Source organism: Caulobacter soli, from assembly GCF_011045195.1.
GTDB classification, from domain to species: domain Bacteria; phylum Pseudomonadota; class Alphaproteobacteria; order Caulobacterales; family Caulobacteraceae; genus Caulobacter; species Caulobacter soli.
The window spans coordinates 3441263-3457793 of sequence record NZ_CP049199.1 but is presented as its reverse complement, the minus strand read 5'-3'; the positions used below and the strand labels follow the sequence as shown (position 1 = coordinate 3457793).

The 16531-nt window shown below is 67.9% G+C and carries 16 protein-coding genes; 14 read left to right on the top strand and 2 right to left on the bottom strand.

Annotated features, from left to right (window positions below; translation table 11 throughout):
* Positions 1-86: 86 nt before the first annotated feature.
* Complete coding sequence (gene ettA / locus G3M62_RS16205; protein ID WP_165188740.1) at positions 87-1754, top strand: energy-dependent translational throttle protein EttA; 1668 nt, start codon at positions 87-89, stop codon at positions 1752-1754.
* 74 nt (positions 1755-1828) lie between these two features.
* On the opposite strand, the gene G3M62_RS16200 is transcribed toward ettA, so the two are convergent.
* Positions 1829-2242 (bottom strand): hypothetical protein, encoded by a 414-nt coding sequence (locus G3M62_RS16200; RefSeq protein WP_165188738.1) that lies wholly within the window; start codon positions 2240-2242, stop codon positions 1829-1831.
* 157 nt (positions 2243-2399) lie between these two features.
* Between G3M62_RS16200 and G3M62_RS16195 the strand changes: the two genes are divergently transcribed.
* From G3M62_RS16195 to G3M62_RS16145, 11 genes are all read left to right on the top strand, one after another.
* A complete protein-coding gene (locus G3M62_RS16195) occupies positions 2400-2951 on the top strand; it encodes a type 1 glutamine amidotransferase domain-containing protein (RefSeq protein WP_165188736.1) in 552 nt (183 codons plus the stop codon).
* A gap of 154 nt (positions 2952-3105) precedes the next feature.
* Complete coding sequence (locus tag G3M62_RS16190) at positions 3106-4065, top strand: 2-hydroxyacid dehydrogenase (protein WP_165188734.1); 960 nt, start codon at positions 3106-3108, stop codon at positions 4063-4065.
* A 26-nt stretch (positions 4066-4091) separates the two neighbouring features.
* A complete protein-coding gene (locus tag G3M62_RS16185; protein ID WP_165188732.1) occupies positions 4092-4466 on the top strand; it encodes a VOC family protein in 375 nt (124 codons plus the stop codon).
* Between the two features lie 96 nt (positions 4467-4562).
* The gene (locus G3M62_RS16180) at positions 4563-5588 is read left to right on the top strand and encodes an ArsR/SmtB family transcription factor (protein WP_165188730.1); all 1026 of its coding nucleotides are present in this window, start codon (positions 4563-4565) and stop codon (positions 5586-5588) included.
* The gene (gene metF, locus G3M62_RS16175; protein WP_165188728.1) at positions 5585-6532 is read left to right on the top strand and encodes a methylenetetrahydrofolate reductase [NAD(P)H]; all 948 of its coding nucleotides are present in this window, start codon (positions 5585-5587) and stop codon (positions 6530-6532) included. Before G3M62_RS16180 ends, metF begins: the two co-directional genes overlap by 4 nt.
* Entirely contained in the window at positions 6529-7389 is an 861-nt protein-coding gene (blaCAU, locus tag G3M62_RS16170) for a CAU/MBL1b family subclass B3 metallo-beta-lactamase (protein ID WP_165188726.1), read from the top strand. The genes metF and blaCAU overlap by 4 nt, the downstream gene beginning before the upstream one ends.
* A 73-nt stretch (positions 7390-7462) precedes the next feature.
* A complete protein-coding gene (locus G3M62_RS16165; RefSeq protein ID WP_165188724.1) occupies positions 7463-8539 on the top strand; it encodes a homocysteine S-methyltransferase family protein in 1077 nt (358 codons plus the stop codon).
* 11 nt (positions 8540-8550) lie between these two features.
* The gene (locus G3M62_RS16160; RefSeq protein WP_165188721.1) at positions 8551-9546 is read left to right on the top strand and encodes a D-alanine--D-alanine ligase family protein; all 996 of its coding nucleotides are present in this window, start codon (positions 8551-8553) and stop codon (positions 9544-9546) included.
* Entirely contained in the window at positions 9546-9944 is a 399-nt protein-coding gene (locus tag G3M62_RS16155; RefSeq protein ID WP_246263298.1) for a DUF4259 domain-containing protein, read from the top strand. Before G3M62_RS16160 ends, G3M62_RS16155 begins: the two co-directional genes overlap by 1 nt.
* The gene (gene metH, locus G3M62_RS16150; protein ID WP_165188719.1) at positions 9941-12610 is read left to right on the top strand and encodes a methionine synthase; all 2670 of its coding nucleotides are present in this window, start codon (positions 9941-9943) and stop codon (positions 12608-12610) included. The genes G3M62_RS16155 and metH overlap by 4 nt, the downstream gene beginning before the upstream one ends.
* Positions 12611-12660: 50 nt before the next feature.
* A complete protein-coding gene (locus G3M62_RS16145) occupies positions 12661-13626 on the top strand; it encodes a Vgb family protein (protein ID WP_165188717.1) in 966 nt (321 codons plus the stop codon).
* Positions 13627-13642: 16 nt separating this feature from the next.
* On the opposite strand, the gene G3M62_RS16140 is transcribed toward G3M62_RS16145, so the two are convergent.
* Entirely contained in the window at positions 13643-14557 is a 915-nt protein-coding gene (locus G3M62_RS16140) for a LysR family transcriptional regulator (protein ID WP_165188715.1), read from the bottom strand.
* Between the two features lie 124 nt (positions 14558-14681).
* On the opposite strand from G3M62_RS16140, the gene G3M62_RS16135 reads away from it, so the two are divergent.
* Both G3M62_RS16135 and G3M62_RS16130 read left to right on the top strand, forming a co-directional pair.
* Positions 14682-15290 (top strand): FMN-dependent NADH-azoreductase, encoded by a 609-nt coding sequence (locus G3M62_RS16135; protein WP_165188713.1) that lies wholly within the window; start codon positions 14682-14684, stop codon positions 15288-15290.
* A 166-nt stretch (positions 15291-15456) separates the two neighbouring features.
* On the top strand, positions 15457-16518 hold the full coding sequence (locus G3M62_RS16130) for a YjgN family protein (RefSeq protein WP_165188711.1): 1062 nt from the start codon (positions 15457-15459) through the stop codon (positions 16516-16518).
* The last annotated feature ends 13 nt before the right edge of the window (positions 16519-16531 follow it).

Genomic DNA, 16531 nt, shown 5'->3' with positions numbered 1-16531 from the left:
CCGCCGGGAACATTGCGGAATCCCGCCCCGAAGGCTATCTGAGCGCCCGACCCCCGATCCGAATACGCAAGAGGCCGACGCCCCCCATGGCTCAGCAATACATTTTCCAGATGCAGGGCCTGACCAAGGCCTTTCCCGGCGGCAAGAAGATCTTCGAGAACATCTGGCTGTCGTTCTATTCCGACGCCAAGATCGGCGTCGTGGGCGTCAACGGCTCGGGTAAGTCGACCCTGCTGAAGATCATGGCCGGCCTGGACAAGGAATTCTCGGGCGAGGCCAAGGCCGCCGAGGGCATCCGCCGCGGCTATCTCCCGCAGGAGCCGGTGCTGGATCCGACCCTGGACGTCTGGGGCAATGTCATCGCCGACTGCGAGGACAAGCAGATCTTCGACCGCTACAACGCGGCCGCCAACAAGCTCGGCGAGGACTATTCCGACGAGCTGATGGAGGAGATGACCAAGCTCCAGGAGATCATCGACGCCCGCGACCTGTGGGACATCGACTCCAAGGTCGAGATGGCCATCGACGCCCTGCGTTGCCCGCCCAACGACGCCAACATCGAAAGCCTGTCGGGCGGTGAGAAGCGCCGCATCGCGCTGGCGCGCCTGCTGCTCAGCAAGCCCGACATCATGCTGCTGGACGAACCGACCAACCACCTGGACGCCGAGTCGGTGGCCTGGCTGCAGCACCACCTGGAAAACTTCCCGGGCTGCGTGATCCTGGTCACCCACGATCGCTACTTCCTGGATCAGGTCACCAAGTGGACCCTGGAGCTGGATCGCGGCAAGGGCATCCCCTACGAGGGCAACTACTCCGGCTGGCTGGAGCAGAAGCAGAAGCGCGTCGTCCAGGAGCAGTCGGAGTCCGAGTCCCGCCAGCGCGCCCTGACCCGCGAACTGGAATGGGTCCGCTCCTCGCCCAAGGCCCGTCAGTCCAAGTCGAAGGCCCGCCTGGCGTCGTACGAGGAAATGGTCACCGCGCAGGAGAACGCCCGCGCCGCCCAGACCCAGGCCCACATCCAGATCCCGCCGGGCCCGCGCCTGGGCAACGTGGTCTTGGAAGTCACCGGCCTTGAAAAGGAATACGGCGACAAGGTCCTGTTCAAGGACCTGAACTTCAAGCTGCCGCCGAACGGCATCGTCGGCGTCATCGGCCCCAACGGCGCCGGCAAGTCGACGCTGTTCAAGCTGATCACCGGCCGCGAACAGCCCGACCAGGGCACGGTCAAGGTCGGCGAGACCGTCAAGCTGTCGTATGTCGACCAGTCGCGCGACGCGCTGGATCCCAACAAGACCATCTGGGAGGAAGTCTCGGGCGGCACCGACGTGATGATCGTCGGCAAGCGCGAGATCAACAGCCGCGCCTATGTGGGCAGCTTCAACTTCAAGGGCGGCGACCAGCAGAAGAAGGTCGGCCTGCTGTCGGGCGGTGAGCGCAACCGCGTCCACCTAGCCAAGACCCTGGCCACCGGCGGCAACCTGCTGCTGCTCGACGAACCGACCAACGACCTGGACATCGAAACCTTGCAGGCCCTGGAAGAGGCGCTGGAAGAGTTCGCCGGCTGCGCCGTGGTCATCAGCCACGATCGCTGGTTCCTGGACCGTCTGGCGACCCACATCCTGGCCTTCGAGGGCGACAGCCACGTCGAATGGTTCGAAGGCAACTTCGAGATGTACGAGGAAGACAAGAAGCGCCGCCTGGGCGCCGACAGCCTGATCCCCAAGCGCATCAAGTTCCAGAAGTTCGCCCGCTAAGGCGCGAACCTTCTAGAGACTATGGAGACGGGGCGGCCTGCGAGGGCCGCCCCGTCGTCGTTTTGGGCGCTAGCCTACTTCGGTTCGGTGGGCGCGCCTGGCAGGTTCGAGCCCGGGGCCGGGGAGGTGGAGTCCGGCAAGGCGGGCGGCGTGGCCGGCATGCTGGCCGAGGAGTCCGACGGCATGGTCGACGAGGCCGGCGGATTCACCGCGGTGTCGGTGCTGGTCGAGGTCGAGGCCGAGGTGTCGGTCTGCGGAGCCGTGGCCGAGGTGTCGGTCGACGTGCCGGTCGAGGCCGAGCCGCTCCACCAGTCCTTGCTGGCCCGAGTCTTGGCCGAGGCCTTCGAATAGGCCTCGAGTTGGCTGTAGGGGATTGGCTGCTTGGGGCCGGCCAAGGCGGTCGCGCCCTTGGACTGCGGCGCGGCCGATGCCGCGCCGGAGACCAGCACGGCCAGGGCGACGCCGGCGGCGAGGGTTCTGATGATCATGGGAACTTCCTCCGAAACTGGCGCGCCGTCAGGACGCGTCGCTCAACAAAACCCCTCGGCGTGACCACAGTTCACAGCTTGGCCTTTGTCGGGCTCGGAACCGGGGCCCGCGCGGCGGGGTTTGGATGGCCAGTTCTTCGCCCGTCAGGAGCCCACCATGCCCAACCAGACCCTCGCCGGCCGCAAGGTCGCCGTCCTCGCCACCGACGGCTTCGAGCAGTCCGAACTGGAAAAGCCGGTCGAGGCCTTGAAGGCCGCGGGCGCGCAGGTCGAGGTCGTTTCGCCCAAGGCCGGCCAGATCAAGGGCTGGAAGGATCACGACTGGGGCTCCGCCGTGGCGGTCGATCGCGAACTGGCGGAGGCCGACGCGGCGTCCTACGACGCCATCGTCCTGCCGGGTGGGGTGCTGAACCCCGACGCCCTGCGGCTGCAGCCCAAGGCGATCGCCTTCATCCGTCACTTCGTCACCGAGAAGAAGCCGATCGCGGCGATCTGTCATGGTCCCTGGACGCTGATCAACGCCGGCGGGGTGGAGGGCAAGCACATGACCTCCTGGCCGTCGCTGGAGATGGACCTGCGCAACGCCGGCGCCCTTTGGACCGATCGCGAGGTCGTGGTCGACCAGGGCTTGGTCACCTCGCGCAAGCCCGACGATCTGCCGGCCTTCTGCGCCAAGATGATCGAGGAATTCGCCGAAGGCCGACATTAGGCCTGGATCGATCACTATTGCGGGACCTGGCGGGAAATGGCGTTCGCCAGGAACTGGAGTAGCTTGATCCCGCCACAGTGATCCCGATCTTTCAGGGACAGATTGCGGATGCGCGACTCGCGGTCGCGCGCGTTGTCCGGGATGGAGAAGAAGAATGCCTCAAACGCCCGTCGAGAAGCCCCACATCGTCCTTTCGCACGAGATGCTGATGCCCCTGCAGCCGTTGCTGGAGGGCGCGTACCAGGTGCACAGGCTGTGGGACTATCCCGACCGATTGGCGTTCCTGGACGGGCCGGGGCGACAGGTGCGCGCCATCGTCCACGCCGGCGAGATGGTGCTGGCCAAGGACCTGCTGTCGGAGATGCCGCGCCTGGGCCTGATCGCCTGTGTCAGCGTCGGCTATGACGGCGTCGACGTCCCGTGGTGCAAGCAGCACGGCATCGCCGTCAGCCACTCGACCGGGCTGAACGCCGCCGACGTCGCCGACCACGCGGTGGGCCTGGTGCTGGCCGCCTGGCGCGGCATCGTCGAGGGCGACCAGAAGCTGCGCAGCGGCCACTGGACCAGCATGGAGCGGATGAGCCCTCGCCACGGCCTGCGCGGCCGCAAGGCCGGCATCGTCGGCCTGGGCCATATCGGCGAGGCGGTGGCCCGGCGGCTGGAGGCCTTCGAGCTGAAGGTCTCGTGGTGGGCGCCGCGGCCCAAGGAGACCGAACTGCCGCGCGCCAAGAGCCTGCTGGACCTGGCCCGCGACAGCGACATCCTGGTGGTCTGCGCCCGTCCCGACGCCAGCAACCGCCACATGATCAACCAGGCGGTCCTCGAGGCGCTGGGACCGCAGGGCCTGCTGGTCAATGTGGCGCGCGGCTCGCTGGTCGACGAGGACGCCCTGATCGCGGCGTTGAAGGACGGCCGGCTGGGCATGGCGGGTCTCGACGTGTTCGACCACGAGCCGACCCCGGCCTCGCGTTGGGCCGGCGTGCCGCACACCGTGCTGACGCCGCATACCGCCGGCGCCACGCTGGACAGCATCCCGGCCATGGTCGGGCTGACGGTCGAGAACCTGCGCCGGTTCTTCAAGGGCGAGACCCTGGCCTCGCCGGTGGATGGCTGATTTTGAACGATTAGGGGAGGGCTGAGATGGCCAAGGTCCTGGGTCTGGGTGGGATATTCTTCAAGGCGGAGGACCCGGCCGCCGTGCGAGAGTGGTACGCGCGGGTGCTGGGCTTCGAGGTGTTCGACTGGGGCGGGGCGGTGTTCAAGCACCCCAAGGTGGGCGGTACAAACTGGTCGCCGTTCGCCGCCGACACCCGCTATTTCGAGCCGTCGCAGGCCCCGTTCATGATCAACTTCATCGTCGACGACCTGGACGGCGTGCTGGCCAAGGCCGCCGCCGAGGGCGTGGAGCCGACGGGGCGGCAGGACGAGGACATGGGGCGATTCGCCTGGCTCATCGACCCGGCGGGGGTGAAGATTGAGCTTTGGGAGCCGTCGAAGTCTTCTCCCGAGGCATAGTTCACCGCGTGGGGTCGCCAGACGTGCGTCATTTTGCGGAGGCGGTGGTTCGGATTTAGCTTGCCAAATCGGACATAAGGATATCTTTATATCCTCATGAAGTTGTCGTCCGAACAGGTCGTGGATTTGCTGCGCGCGGCGGGGGAATCGACCCGTCTGCGCGTGCTGGCCCTGTTGGCGGCCGAAGAGCTTTCGGTGCTGGAGCTGTGCCGGGTCCTAGACCAGAGCCAGCCCCGCGTCTCGCGACATCTGAAACTGCTGGCCGAGGCCGGGCTGGTCGAGCGCTTTCCGGACGGCGCCTGGGTGTTCTATCGCCTGGCGCTGAAGTCGCCGGGGCGGGCCGTGATCGACCAGGCCCTGGGTCTGATCGATCCGCGCGATCCCGTCGCCCAGGGCGACGCCGAGCGGCTGGCCCTGGTGCGCGCCGAGCGCGCGGCCGGCGCCCAGGCCTATTTCGCCCGCAACGCCGCGCGCTGGAACGAGATCCGCTCGCTCTATGTCGACGAGGCCGAGGTCGAGGCGGCCATCCTGCAGGCGGCGGGCGAAGGGCCCTTCGACGAGATGGTCGACCTGGGCGCCGGCGCGGGCCGGATGCTGACCTTGCTGGGCGCGCGCGCGGGAACGGCCCTGGGCCTGGACCTGTCGCAGCAGATGCTGAACATCGCCCGCGACGAGGTGGCCAAGGCCGGTCTGTCCCGCTGCGAGCTGCGTCACGGCGACATCTTCGCCACCGGCCTGCCGGGCGGCTGCGCCGATCTGGTGACCGTGCACCAGGTGCTGCACTATCTGGGCGATCCCGCCGCCGCCGTGGCCGAGGCCGCGCGGCTGGTGGCCGACGGCGGCCTGCTGCTGATCGCCGACTTCGCGCCCCACGACCACGAGTTCCTGCGCGAGAACCACCAGCACCGCCGCCTGGGCTTCGCCGACGCCGAGATCATCCCCTGGATCGAGGCCGCCGGCCTGGTCCTGGACGCCAACATCGCCCTGCCGTCGCATTCCGACGAGGGGCTCACCGTGAAGATCTGGACGGCCCGACGCCCAAGTGACCGGGCAGCCCTCCGAAACGCCGCCAAGACCGCCGCCAAGACCGCCGCCAAGACCGCCGAAAGAAGCGCCGCATGACGTCCTCTCTTGCTCCCCGCCGCGTCATCGGTCCGATCGCCCGCGCCGGCGAGCGCACCGACCGTCCGCGCGTCTCGTTCGAGTTCTTCCCGCCCAAGACCGAGCAGATGGAAGAGAATCTGTGGGCGGCGATCAAGCGCCTGGCCCCGCTGGATCCAGCCTTCGTCTCGGTGACCTACGGGGCCGGCGGTTCGACGCGCGAGCGCACGCACCGCACGGTCAAGCGCATCCTGGAAGAGACGACGCTGAAGCCCGCCGCCCACCTGACCTGCGTCGGCGCCAGCCGCGCCGAGGTCGACGAGGTGATCCGCGAATACTGGGAGACCGGCGTGCGCCACGTGGTCTCGCTGCGCGGCGACCCGCCTCCCGGCGAGGGCGGCATCGGCGGCGTCTATGTGCCCCGCGAGGACGGTTACAAGAACGCCACCGAGCTGACCGCGGCCCTGACCGCGATCGCGCCGTTCAACGTGCTGGTCGGCGTCTATCCGGAAAAGCATCCCGAGAGCCCGTCGATCGAGCACGACATCGAGGTGCTGAAGGCCAAGGTCGACGCCGGGGCGACGATGGCGATCAGTCAGTTCTTCTTCGACACCGACGCCTTCCTGCGCTTCGTCGACAAGGTGCGCGCGGCCGGGATCACCATCCCGATCGTGCCGGGCATCATGCCGGTGACCAACTTCAAGGGCCTGGTGAAGATGTCGGCCGCCTGCCAGACGGCGGTGCCTGGCTGGCTGGCCAATCTGTTCGACGGCCTGGACGACGACGCCGACACCCGCCGCCTGCTGGCGTGCTCGGTGGCCGCCGAGATGTGCGCCAAGCTGCAGGAGCAGGGCTTCAGCGACTTCCACTTCTACACCCTGAACCGGGCGGACCTGGTCTATGCGATCTGCCGCGTGCTGGGCGTGCGCGAGGCCGTCCATGCGCCTTCGGAGGCCGCGGCATGAAACGGACGGCGTCGATCGTTCTGGCGGTCCTGGCCCTGGCCGGCGCGGCCCAGGCCGCCGATCCGCCGAACTGGTCCAAGCCGGTCCGCCCGTATCGGGTGGTCGGCAACATCTACTATGTCGGCTCCGAGGGCCTGTCGGCCTGGCTGATCCCGTCGTCGGAAGGCCATGTGCTGTTGGACAGCGGCCCGTCGCCCGCCGGGGCCAAGCTGATCGAGGCCAATATCCAGGCCTTGGGCTTCAAGCTCTCGGACGTGAAGATCCTGATCAACACCCACGCCCACTACGACCACGCCGGCGGTCTGGCCCAGCTGAAGGCCGACACCGGCGCCAAGGTCTGGGCCTCGCGCGCCGACGAGCCGGCCCTGGAGAAGGGCCAGCACTTCGGCGACAACGCCAATGGCGCAACGCCGTTCGCGCCGGTCAAGGTCGACAAGACCTTCGGCGATGGCCAGAAGCTGAAACTGGGCGAGACCCTGCTGGTCGCCCACCTGACGCCCGGCCACACCATCGGCTGCACCACCTGGACCACCCAGGTCGTCGACCGCGACCGGCCGCTGAACGTCACCTTCCCCTGTTCGGCCTCGGTGGCCGACAACGTGCTGGTAGGCAATAAGACCTACAAAAACATCGTCGCCGACTATCGCGCGACCTTCGCCACGCTGAAGGCCCTGCCCACCGACGTGATGCTGCCCAGTCACGAGGAACAGGGCCATCTGCTGGACAAGCGCCGGAAGATGCTGAGCGGCGACGTCAACGCCTTCATCGATCCGACCGAACTGGCTCGCTACGCCACGACCTCGGAAGAGGCGTTCGACAAGGAACTGGCGCGCCAGCAGGCGGCGCACAAACCCTAGCGCTGGCCCTGGCCAGAAGAATTGAGTTCCGCTTCCTCGCGAAGCGCTGGAAAGACCCCGGCAGGAGCCGACCATGACCGATCTGACCACGCGAGCCGGACGCATCGCCGCCCTCAAGGCCGCCGCCAAGGACCGCATCCTGATCCTGGACGGCTCGTGGGGCGTGATGTTCCAGAAGAAGAAGCTGACCGAGGCCGACTACCGCGCCGAACGCTTCGCCGACTACGACGGCCAGATGAAGGGCAACAACGACATCCTGTGCCTGACCCGGCCGGATCTGGTGGCCGAGCTTCACGACGCCTATTTCGCCGCCGGCGCCGATATCTCCGAGACCAACACCTTCTCGGGCACCACCATCGCCCAGGCCGACTACGGCCTGGACGCCGCCGTCGTGCGTGACATCAACTACGAGGGCGCGCGCATCGGCCGGGAAGTGGCCGACCGCTGGCTGGTCGAGCATCCGGACAAGCCGCGCTTCGTCGCCGGCTCGATCGGGCCGTTGAACGTGATGCTGTCGATGTCGTCGGACGTGAACGATCCGGGCGCGCGCAAAGTCAATTTCGATCAGGTCTACCAGGCCTATCGCGAGCAGGTTTCGGCGCTCTATGACGGCGGGGTCGATCTGTTCCTGATCGAGACCATCACCGATACGCTCAACTGCAAGGCCGCGATCAAGGCGATCATGGACCTGCGCGACGAGGGCCACGAAGAGCTGCCGATCTGGATCAGCGGCACCATCACCGACCGCTCGGGCCGCACCCTGTCGGGCCAGACGGCCGAGGCGTTCTGGAACTCGATCAAGCACTGCAAGCCGTTCGCCGTGGGCTTCAACTGCGCCCTGGGGGCCGACCTGATGCGGCCGCACATCGCCGAGATGGCCCGCATCGCCGACACCCTGGTCGCGGCCTATCCCAACGCCGGCCTGCCCAACGCCATGGGCGAGTACGACGAGGAGCCGCACCAGACGGGCCACCAGCTGCACGAGTGGGCCAAGGACGGCATCGTCAACATCCTGGGCGGCTGCTGCGGCACCACCCCCGACCACATCAAGCACGTGGCCGACGAGGTGCGCGGCGTCGCGCCCCGCGCCATCCTCGAGCGCCCCAAGGCCATGCGCCTGGCGGGCCTGGAACCCTTCGAGCTGGCCTAGAGATTTCGACGATGCGTACGACCATCCTTTTCGGCGGCATGAGCCGCGAGCGCCTCGTCTCGGTGGCCAGCGCCAAGGCCTTGGCCACGGCGTTGCCGGAGGCCGACCTGTGGTTCTGGGCGCCCGACGACCAGGTCTATGTGGCCAGCGACGCGGTGCTGCAGGCCCACGAGCGACCGTTCGAGATCGACCTGCCGACCGAGGGCGCGCCGATCGGCGACATCGCGGCGGCGCTGGACAAGGCCAAGGCCGAGGATCGTGTGCTGGTCCTGGGCATGCACGGCGGCGCGGCGGAGAACGGCGACCTGGCCGCCCTGTGCGAGGCGCGCGGCGTGGCCTTTACCGGCTCGGACTCCAAGTCCAGCCGCCTGGCCTTCGACAAGATCGCCACCAAGGCCGCCGTGGCCAAGGCCGGCGTCGTCGCGCCCTCGACCGTGGCCCTGGCCGACGCGGAAGCCGCCCTGGCCCAATACGGCAAGCTGGTCGCCAAGCCGGTGGCCGACGGCTCCAGCTACGGCCTGATCTTCGTCAACGGTCCGGCCGAGCTGGAACAGCTGAACGCCGCCGCCGCGCGCGAGGCCTATGTCATCGAGCCCTTCGTGGCGGGAGCCGAGGCCACCTGCGGGGTGCTGGAGCAGGACGGCAAGGTCTTCGCCCTGCCGCCCGTCGAGATCCGTCCGGCCGACGGAGCCTTCGACTATGTCGGCAAGTACCTGGCCAAGACGACCGAGGAGATCTGCCCGGCCACCTTCGCCCCCGAGGTCAACGCCGCCATGCAGGAGGCCGCCCTGAAGGCCCACAAGACCGTGGGCGCCGGCGGCTATTCGCGCAGCGACTTCATCGTCACGCCGAACGGCCCGATCTTCCTGGAGATCAACACCCTGCCGGGCATGACCGCCGCGTCGCTGTATCCGAAGTCTTTGAAGGCCCAGGGGATCGCGTTCCGCGACTTCCTGGACGGCCAGATCGCTCTCGCGGTCGCGCGGGCGAAGGTCGAGGTGGTCTGATGGCCTGGGCTCCCGGACCCTTCGACAACGACGACGCGCTGGACTTCGTCGACGACCTGGCCGAGGCGCCGGAATGGCGCACGGTCGTCCAGGCGCTCGATTATGTGACCAAGCAGGCGGGCTATCTGGAAGCGCCCGAGGGCGCGACCGCCGTGGCCGCCGCCGCCATCGTCGCGGCCGCCGTCGGCGACGTGACGATCCTGCCCGACAATCATCGCGAGCTGAAAGCCGCGCTCGGCGCGCCGCCGGAAGGCGCCGTCGCCCTGGCGCGATCGGCCCTGGCGCGCGTCGTGGCTCCAGCCTCCGAACTCGACGAACTCTGGCAGGAGGGGGACGATCACGACGTGTGGCTGACCCAGATCGCCGTCCTGCAAACGACCTTGAGCGCCGCCAAATGAGACCCGTCTTCGTCAATATCGGTGAGCGCACCAACGTCACGGGCTCGGCCAAGTTCAAGAAACTGGTCGTCGAGGGCGACTATCCGGCCGCCCTGTCGGTGGCGCGCCAGCAGGTCGAGGCCGGCGCCCAGGTCATCGACGTCAACATGGACGAAGGCCTGCTGGATTCGAAGCAGGCCATGATCACCTACCTGAACCTGATGGCGGCCGAGCCCGACATCGCGCGGGTGCCGGTGATGATCGACAGCTCCAAGTGGGAGGTGATCGAGGCCGGCCTGAAGTGCGTGCAGGGCAAGGCCATCGTCAATTCGATCTCGATGAAGGAAGGCGAGGCCAAGTTCATCGAGCAGGCCAAGCTATGCCTGCGCTACGGTGCGGCCGTGGTGGTCATGGCCTTCGACGAGGTGGGCCAGGCCGACACCGCCGCCCGCAAGATCGAGATCTGCGAGAAGGCCTACAACATCCTGGTCGACAAGGTGGGTTTCCCGCCGGAAGACATCATCTTCGACCCCAACATCTTCGCCGTGGCGACCGGGATCGAGGAGCACGACAACTACGCCGTCGACTTCATCGAGGGCACGCGCGAGATCAAGAAGCGCTGCCCCTACGCCCGGATCTCGGGCGGGGTGTCGAACGTGTCGTTCAGCTTCCGCGGCAACGAGCCCGTGCGCCGGGCGATCCACTCGGTGTTCCTGTACCACGCCATCGAGGCGGGCATGGACATGGGCATCGTCAACGCCGGCGACCTGCCAGTGTACGACACCCTGGACCCGGAACTGCGCGATGCCGTCGAGGACGTGATCCTCAACCGCCCGCAGCGCACCAACGTCTCCAATACCGAGCGTCTGGTCGACATGGCTCCGCGCTACAAGGGCGACAAGAGCCAGGTCCAGACCGCCAACCTGGAATGGCGCAAGGGCACGGTGAATGAGCGCATCACCCACGCTCTGGTCAACGGCATCACCGAGTTCATCAACGAGGATACCGAGGAAGCCCGCCTGTCGGTCGAGCGCCCGCTGCACGTGATCGAAGGCCACCTGATGGACGGCATGAACGTGGTCGGCGACCTGTTCGGCTCGGGCAAGATGTTCCTGCCCCAGGTGGTCAAGTCGGCCCGCGTGATGAAGCAGGCCGTGGCGTGGCTCGAGCCCTTCATGGAGGCCGAGAAGGCCGGCAAGCCGCGCGAGCAGGCCGGCCGCATCCTGATGGCCACGGTCAAGGGCGACGTCCACGACATCGGCAAGAACATCGTCGGCGTGGTCCTGCAGTGTAACAACTACGAGGTCATCGACCTGGGCGTCATGGTCCCGGCCGATCGCATCCTGGAAGAAGCCAAGAAGCACAACGTCGACATGATCGGCCTGTCGGGCCTGATCACGCCGTCGCTGGACGAGATGGTGTTCGTGGCGTCCGAGATGGAGCGCCAGGGCTTCACCATGCCGCTGCTGATCGGCGGCGCCACCACGAGCCGCACCCACACGGCGGTCAAGATCGAGCCGGCCTATCACAAGGGCTCCACGACCTACGTCCTGGACGCTAGCCGCGCGGTGGGCGTGGTCTCGGGCCTGCTGTCGCCGACGGAACGTGACCGTCTGCAGGCCGAAACCCGCACCGAATATGTCCGCATCCGCGAGCAGTACGCCCGGGGCCAGACGGCCAAGGCGCGCACCAAGATCGCCGACGCCCGCAAGCGCAAGTTCGCCATCGACTGGGAAGGCTACGCGCCGCCCAAGCCCAGTTTCATCGGCGCGCGCACGTTCGAGCCGTCGCTCGAAGAGCTGGTCCCGTTCATCGACTGGTCGCCGTTCTTCGCCAGCTGGGAGCTGATCGGCCGTTTCCCGCAGATCCTGGAGGACGACGTGGTCGGCGAGGCCGCGACGGATCTCTATCGCGAAGCCCGCGAGATGCTGGACAAGGTCGTGGCCGAGAAGTGGTTCGGGGCCAAGGGCGTGGTCGGCTTCTGGCCGGCCCAGGCCGATGGCGACGACATCGTTCTCTATACGGACGAAACTCGTTCGACCGAGCTGGCGCGCCTGTTCACCCTGCGCCAGCAGATGGACAAGTCCGAGGGCAAGGCCAACCTGGCCCTGGCCGACTTTGTCGCGCCGATCGGGCAGGGCGGAGACTACATGGGCGGCTTCGCCGTCACCGCCGGCCATGGCGAGGACGAGATCGTCAAGCGCTTCAAGGACGCCGGCGACGACTACAGCGCCATCATGGCCTCGGCCCTGGCCGACCGCCTGGCCGAAGCCTTCGCCGAGTGGCTGCACTACAAGGCCCGCGTCGAGCTGTGGGGCTACGCCCCCGACGAGTCGCGCGACGTCGACGTGATGATCGCCGAGAAGTACCAGGGCATCCGCCCGGCCCCCGGCTATCCGGCCCAGCCCGATCACACCGAGAAGGGCACGCTGTTCAAGCTGCTCGACGCCGAGGCGGCCACCGGCATGATCCTGACCGAGAGCTACGCCATGAGCCCCGGCGCGGCGGTCTCTGGCTTCTATTTTAGCCACCCGCAGAGCCACTATTTCGGCGTCGGCAAGGTCGACCTCGACCAGGTCGAGGACTACGCCCGCCGCAAGGGCTGGGACGTGGCCATGGCCGAGAAGTGGCTGTCGCCGATCCTCAACTACGATCCTGGCGCCAAGGCGCGGGGCGAGGCGGCGTGATGAGAATCATTCGCATTGAGCGCGAGCGCTGCAGCTTGTAGCCTCGCGCCATGCGCAATCTCGTCCCGATGCTCGCCGTCCTTCTGCCGATGGCCCAGGTGAGCGTCGCCGCCGACCTGCCGCCTGTTCGCACGGACCTGCCGATCGCGGCCAGGTTCACGGTCGCCGATCAGCCCGACTGGATGGTCGCCGGGTTCGGCCAGATGTGGCTGGCCAGCTACGAGCCGGGCGGGCTGCATCGGATCGATCCGCGCACGAACAGGATCACCGGCACGGTGGCGACCGGAGGGCAGTCTTGCCATCGCATCACCACGGGCCTGGGTCGGGTCTGGGTCGTGGATTGCAAGGCCGGCGTCCTGATGGGCGTCGATCCGGTCACCCTGGCGATCGACCGTCGCTTCCCGCTGCCGCTGGACCCCGAGCGCGAAGGCAGTCTGGCGGTGGGCGCCGGCAGCGTCTGGGTCACGATCCGCGCCGACGACGGATCGGCCGCCGTAGCCCGCGTCGATCCCGTCGGCGGCGCGATTCTGGCCAGGATCGCCTTGCCCGCCGGTGCTTCCAGCGTGGTCTTTGGTTTCGGTTCGGTCTGGGTGTCGAGCACCGACGCGGGCGTGGTGTCGCGCATCGACCCGAAGACCAACCGCGTCCTATCCACCATCGCGGCGGGGGCGCGACCCCGGTTCATGGCCGTGGGGCGTGACGCGATCTGGGTCATGCACCTGAAGAATAACGCCGTCTCGCGGCTCGATCCGCGCACCAATGCGGAGGTCGCCAGCGTCGTCACCGGCGCGCCCCTGACCGGCGGCGGCGACATCGCGGTGGGCGAGGGCGGGGTGTGGCTGCCGGTTAGCGGCCGGCCCCTGACGCGCCTCGACGAGCGCACGGGCCAAGTCGTCCAAAGCTTCTCGGGAGGGCGCGGCACCGGCGCGACCGCCGTGGCCTTCGGCTCGGTGTGGATCGCCGACTACAAGGCCGGCGAGGTCTGGCGCGTGAACGTGCGGGCGCTGGGTCGGTAGGCTTGGGGCGAGGCGCTCACTCCTGGCTCGGGCACCGCGCCGCCGTGTCCTTCAGCCGCTCGATCAGCCAGCGACCGGCCGGACCGGGCGGGGCGTCGGGGCGGTGCGCGGCGTACCAGGGCATGATGAAGCCGGCGGCGGGCGCGTCGCTCAGCTTGATCTCGACCAGGGCGCCGGACTTCAGGTCGGCCTCGACGCGGTCCGACGGCATGCCGCCCCAGCCCAGGCCCGCCAGCAGGAAGGCGTGCTTGGCGCCGAGATCGGCCAGGCGCCAGGTGCGCGGCGAGAACACCCCGTATTCGCGGCCCTGGGTCAGGGACGAGCGGTCGGTCAGCACCAACTGAACGTGGCGCGCCAGCTCCTCGGTCGGCACCGGACCCTTGAAGGCGGCCAGCGGGTGGTCGCAGGCGGCGACGTGGATCAGGCGCAGCGACTGCAACTGCTCGCGCACCAGGGTGACGGGGAAGTCGGGCAGGGCGCCCATCACGGCGAAGGCGCAGCGTCCGTCCAGAACGGGCTGCACGACCGCGCCCAAGGTCTCGACATGGACGCGCAGCGCCGTGTCGGGGAAATGGGCCTGGAAGTCGCCGATCGCGTGGGTCAGGACGAACATCGGGAACATCACGTCGACCACGATCGACACCTCGGCCTCCAGCCCGCCGGCCAGGCTGGAGGCGCGGGCCTTGAAGGCGTCCATGCGGCCGGCCACCTCGCGGGCCTCGATCACCAGGGCGCGGCCCTGGTCGGTCAGCACCGGCTTGCGCGCGCTACGGTCGAACAGGCGAACGCCAAGCTGGCCCTCCAGATTGGCCAAGGTCTGGCTGACCACCGACTGGGCGCGACCCAGCTTTCGACCCGCCGCCGAGAAGCTGCCCTCGTCGGCGGCCGCCAGGAAGGTGCGCATCTGGTCGAGGGTGACGGCGTCGAGCATCTGGACATTCCTTGATCTATCGTTCTTGGCGATGGATCCCATCCAATCATATAGGCTGATGCTCTGGATGATGAAGGCCTAAATCCCCCGTCGCGCCCAGATGGCGCTTCGGAGTTCTACGGTCATGAAGCTTCTTCACATCGATTCCAGCATCCTGGGCGCCGGCTCGGTCAGCCGCACCCTGTCCTCGGCCATCGTCGCCGCGCAGGTCGCGCAGCACCTGGGCCTGGAGGTCAGCTACCGCGACCTGGCCGCTCAGCCGGTCGATCACCTGTCGGGCGCCCACCTGGCCGCCGGTCAAGGCGCCGTACCGGAAGACGCCGCCCTGGCGGCCGACATCGCCGACGGCGTGGCCCTGCTGGACGGCTTCCTGGCCGCCGACATCGTGGTGATCGGCGCGCCGATGTACAACTTCTCCATCCCGACCCAGCTGCGGGCCTGGATCGACCGCCTGGCCGTGGCCGGCCGCACCTTCCGCTACGGCCCGAACGGCGTCGAAGGCCTGGCCGGCGGCAAGACGGTGATCATCGCCTCGTCGCGCGGCAATGTGTATGGCGAAGGCGCACCGTTCGCGTTTCTCGACCATCAGGAAACCTATCTGAAGGGCGTGTTCGGCTTCTTCGGGATCACCGACATCCGCTTCATCCGCGCCGAGGGCGTGGCCCTGGGCGACGACGCCCGCGCCAAGTCGGTCGAAGGCGCGCAGGCCGCGATCGTCAAGCTGGCGGCGTAAGGAACTTCTGGGGACACACACTCACCCTGAGCGTCACGGCGGGTGTTCGCCGAGCGTGGCGTGAGTGTGTGTCCTCGTCTCCGGCAAGCAGCCGGTTGACCCGAGGTTGCAATCCCCCCACTCCTTGCATCGCGCACAGTGGCGTTAGGGGCTTTAGGGGGACTTCATGACGGACGCGACCACGCCCGCTTCGGGCGAGACGCTGACGTTTGGCCAGACGCTGAAATCGTCGGACTTCGTCGGGCTGGGGATCAAGAACGGCCTGCTCTACCTGGTGACGTTCGGAATCTACAGCTTCTGGGCCAGGACCGCGACGCGGCGGCGGATCTGGGAAAAGGTCAGCCTGAATGGCGAGGCCTTCAGCTACACCGGCAAGGGCCTGGAGCTGTTCCTGGGCTTCCTGCTGGGCGTGGTGATCCTGCTGGTTCCCTATCTGGCCGTGATCGGCCTGACCGTGGTCGACAAGCGCTTCGCATTGCTGATCCTGCCGCTCTACATCGCCCTGATCGTGGCGCTGGGCGCGGCGGTGTTCATGGCGTTCCGTTACCTGGCCGGCCGCACGCGCTGGCGTGGCAAGCGGTTCCAGCTAACGGGCTCGCCCGCCAAGTTCGGCTGGTCGTATCTGGGCTATTTCCTGCTGACCATGATCACCCTGGGCTGGTTCGCGCCGGCCATGAGCATGCGTCTGTCGGGTCAGCTGTGGGGCGCCCTGGCCTATGGCGACAAGAAACTGAGCTGGCAACGGTCGGACAAGGAGGGCCTCTACGCCCCGTTCACCCTGGCTTGGCTGGTGGGGATCGGCGGCTACGTCGCCCTGATCGTCATGATGCTCAAGTCCATGCCGACCGCGGGCGGCGCGCCTGACTTCGCGTTCATCGGTCGCCTCTACGCCTTCATGCTGGTCTACATCCTGGCCGTGGTGCTGGCCTCGGCCGCCTACCACGCCGCGGTGATCCGGGCGGTGATCGGCGCGATCCGCGTGGACGAAGCGCGTTTCGCCATCTCGCTGAAGGCGGTCGACCTGATCGTGCTCAGCCTGACCAACGCGCTGATCCTGATCTTCACCCTGGGCTTCCTGCTGCCGGTGGTCGAGGCGCGTTCGGCGCGGTTCGTGATCTCGCGCCTGTCGAGCACGGGCACGGTGGATCTGTCCAACGTCCGCCAGGCCCCGCGGAGCTCGGGCGGCGACGAAGGCCTGGCCGACGCGTTCGGCATCAGCAGCATCTGAAGCCAAGGGACAC

What these genes read in the sequence shown, in the direction of transcription:
- ettA (WP_165188740.1), top strand. Translation starts at nt 87, where the DNA reads ATGGCTCAGCAATACATTTTCCAGATGCAGGGCCTGACCAAGGCCTTT.
- G3M62_RS16200 (WP_165188738.1), bottom strand. Translation starts at nt 2,242, where the DNA reads ATGATCATCAGAACCCTCGCCGCCGGCGTCGCCCTGGCCGTGCTGGTC.
- G3M62_RS16195 (WP_165188736.1), top strand. Translation starts at nt 2,400, where the DNA reads ATGCCCAACCAGACCCTCGCCGGCCGCAAGGTCGCCGTCCTCGCCACC.
- G3M62_RS16190 (WP_165188734.1), top strand. Translation starts at nt 3,106, where the DNA reads ATGCCTCAAACGCCCGTCGAGAAGCCCCACATCGTCCTTTCGCACGAG.
- G3M62_RS16185 (WP_165188732.1), top strand. Translation starts at nt 4,092, where the DNA reads ATGGCCAAGGTCCTGGGTCTGGGTGGGATATTCTTCAAGGCGGAGGAC.
- G3M62_RS16180 (WP_165188730.1), top strand. Translation starts at nt 4,563, where the DNA reads ATGAAGTTGTCGTCCGAACAGGTCGTGGATTTGCTGCGCGCGGCGGGG.
- metF (WP_165188728.1), top strand. Translation starts at nt 5,585, where the DNA reads ATGACGTCCTCTCTTGCTCCCCGCCGCGTCATCGGTCCGATCGCCCGC.
- blaCAU (WP_165188726.1), top strand. Translation starts at nt 6,529, where the DNA reads ATGAAACGGACGGCGTCGATCGTTCTGGCGGTCCTGGCCCTGGCCGGC.
- G3M62_RS16165 (WP_165188724.1), top strand. Translation starts at nt 7,463, where the DNA reads ATGACCGATCTGACCACGCGAGCCGGACGCATCGCCGCCCTCAAGGCC.
- G3M62_RS16160 (WP_165188721.1), top strand. Translation starts at nt 8,551, where the DNA reads ATGCGTACGACCATCCTTTTCGGCGGCATGAGCCGCGAGCGCCTCGTC.
- G3M62_RS16155 (WP_246263298.1), top strand. Translation starts at nt 9,546, where the DNA reads ATGGCCTGGGCTCCCGGACCCTTCGACAACGACGACGCGCTGGACTTC.
- metH (WP_165188719.1), top strand. Translation starts at nt 9,941, where the DNA reads ATGAGACCCGTCTTCGTCAATATCGGTGAGCGCACCAACGTCACGGGC.
- G3M62_RS16145 (WP_165188717.1), top strand. Translation starts at nt 12,661, where the DNA reads ATGCGCAATCTCGTCCCGATGCTCGCCGTCCTTCTGCCGATGGCCCAG.
- G3M62_RS16140 (WP_165188715.1), bottom strand. Translation starts at nt 14,557, where the DNA reads ATGCTCGACGCCGTCACCCTCGACCAGATGCGCACCTTCCTGGCGGCC.
- G3M62_RS16135 (WP_165188713.1), top strand. Translation starts at nt 14,682, where the DNA reads ATGAAGCTTCTTCACATCGATTCCAGCATCCTGGGCGCCGGCTCGGTC.
- G3M62_RS16130 (WP_165188711.1), top strand. Translation starts at nt 15,457, where the DNA reads ATGACGGACGCGACCACGCCCGCTTCGGGCGAGACGCTGACGTTTGGC.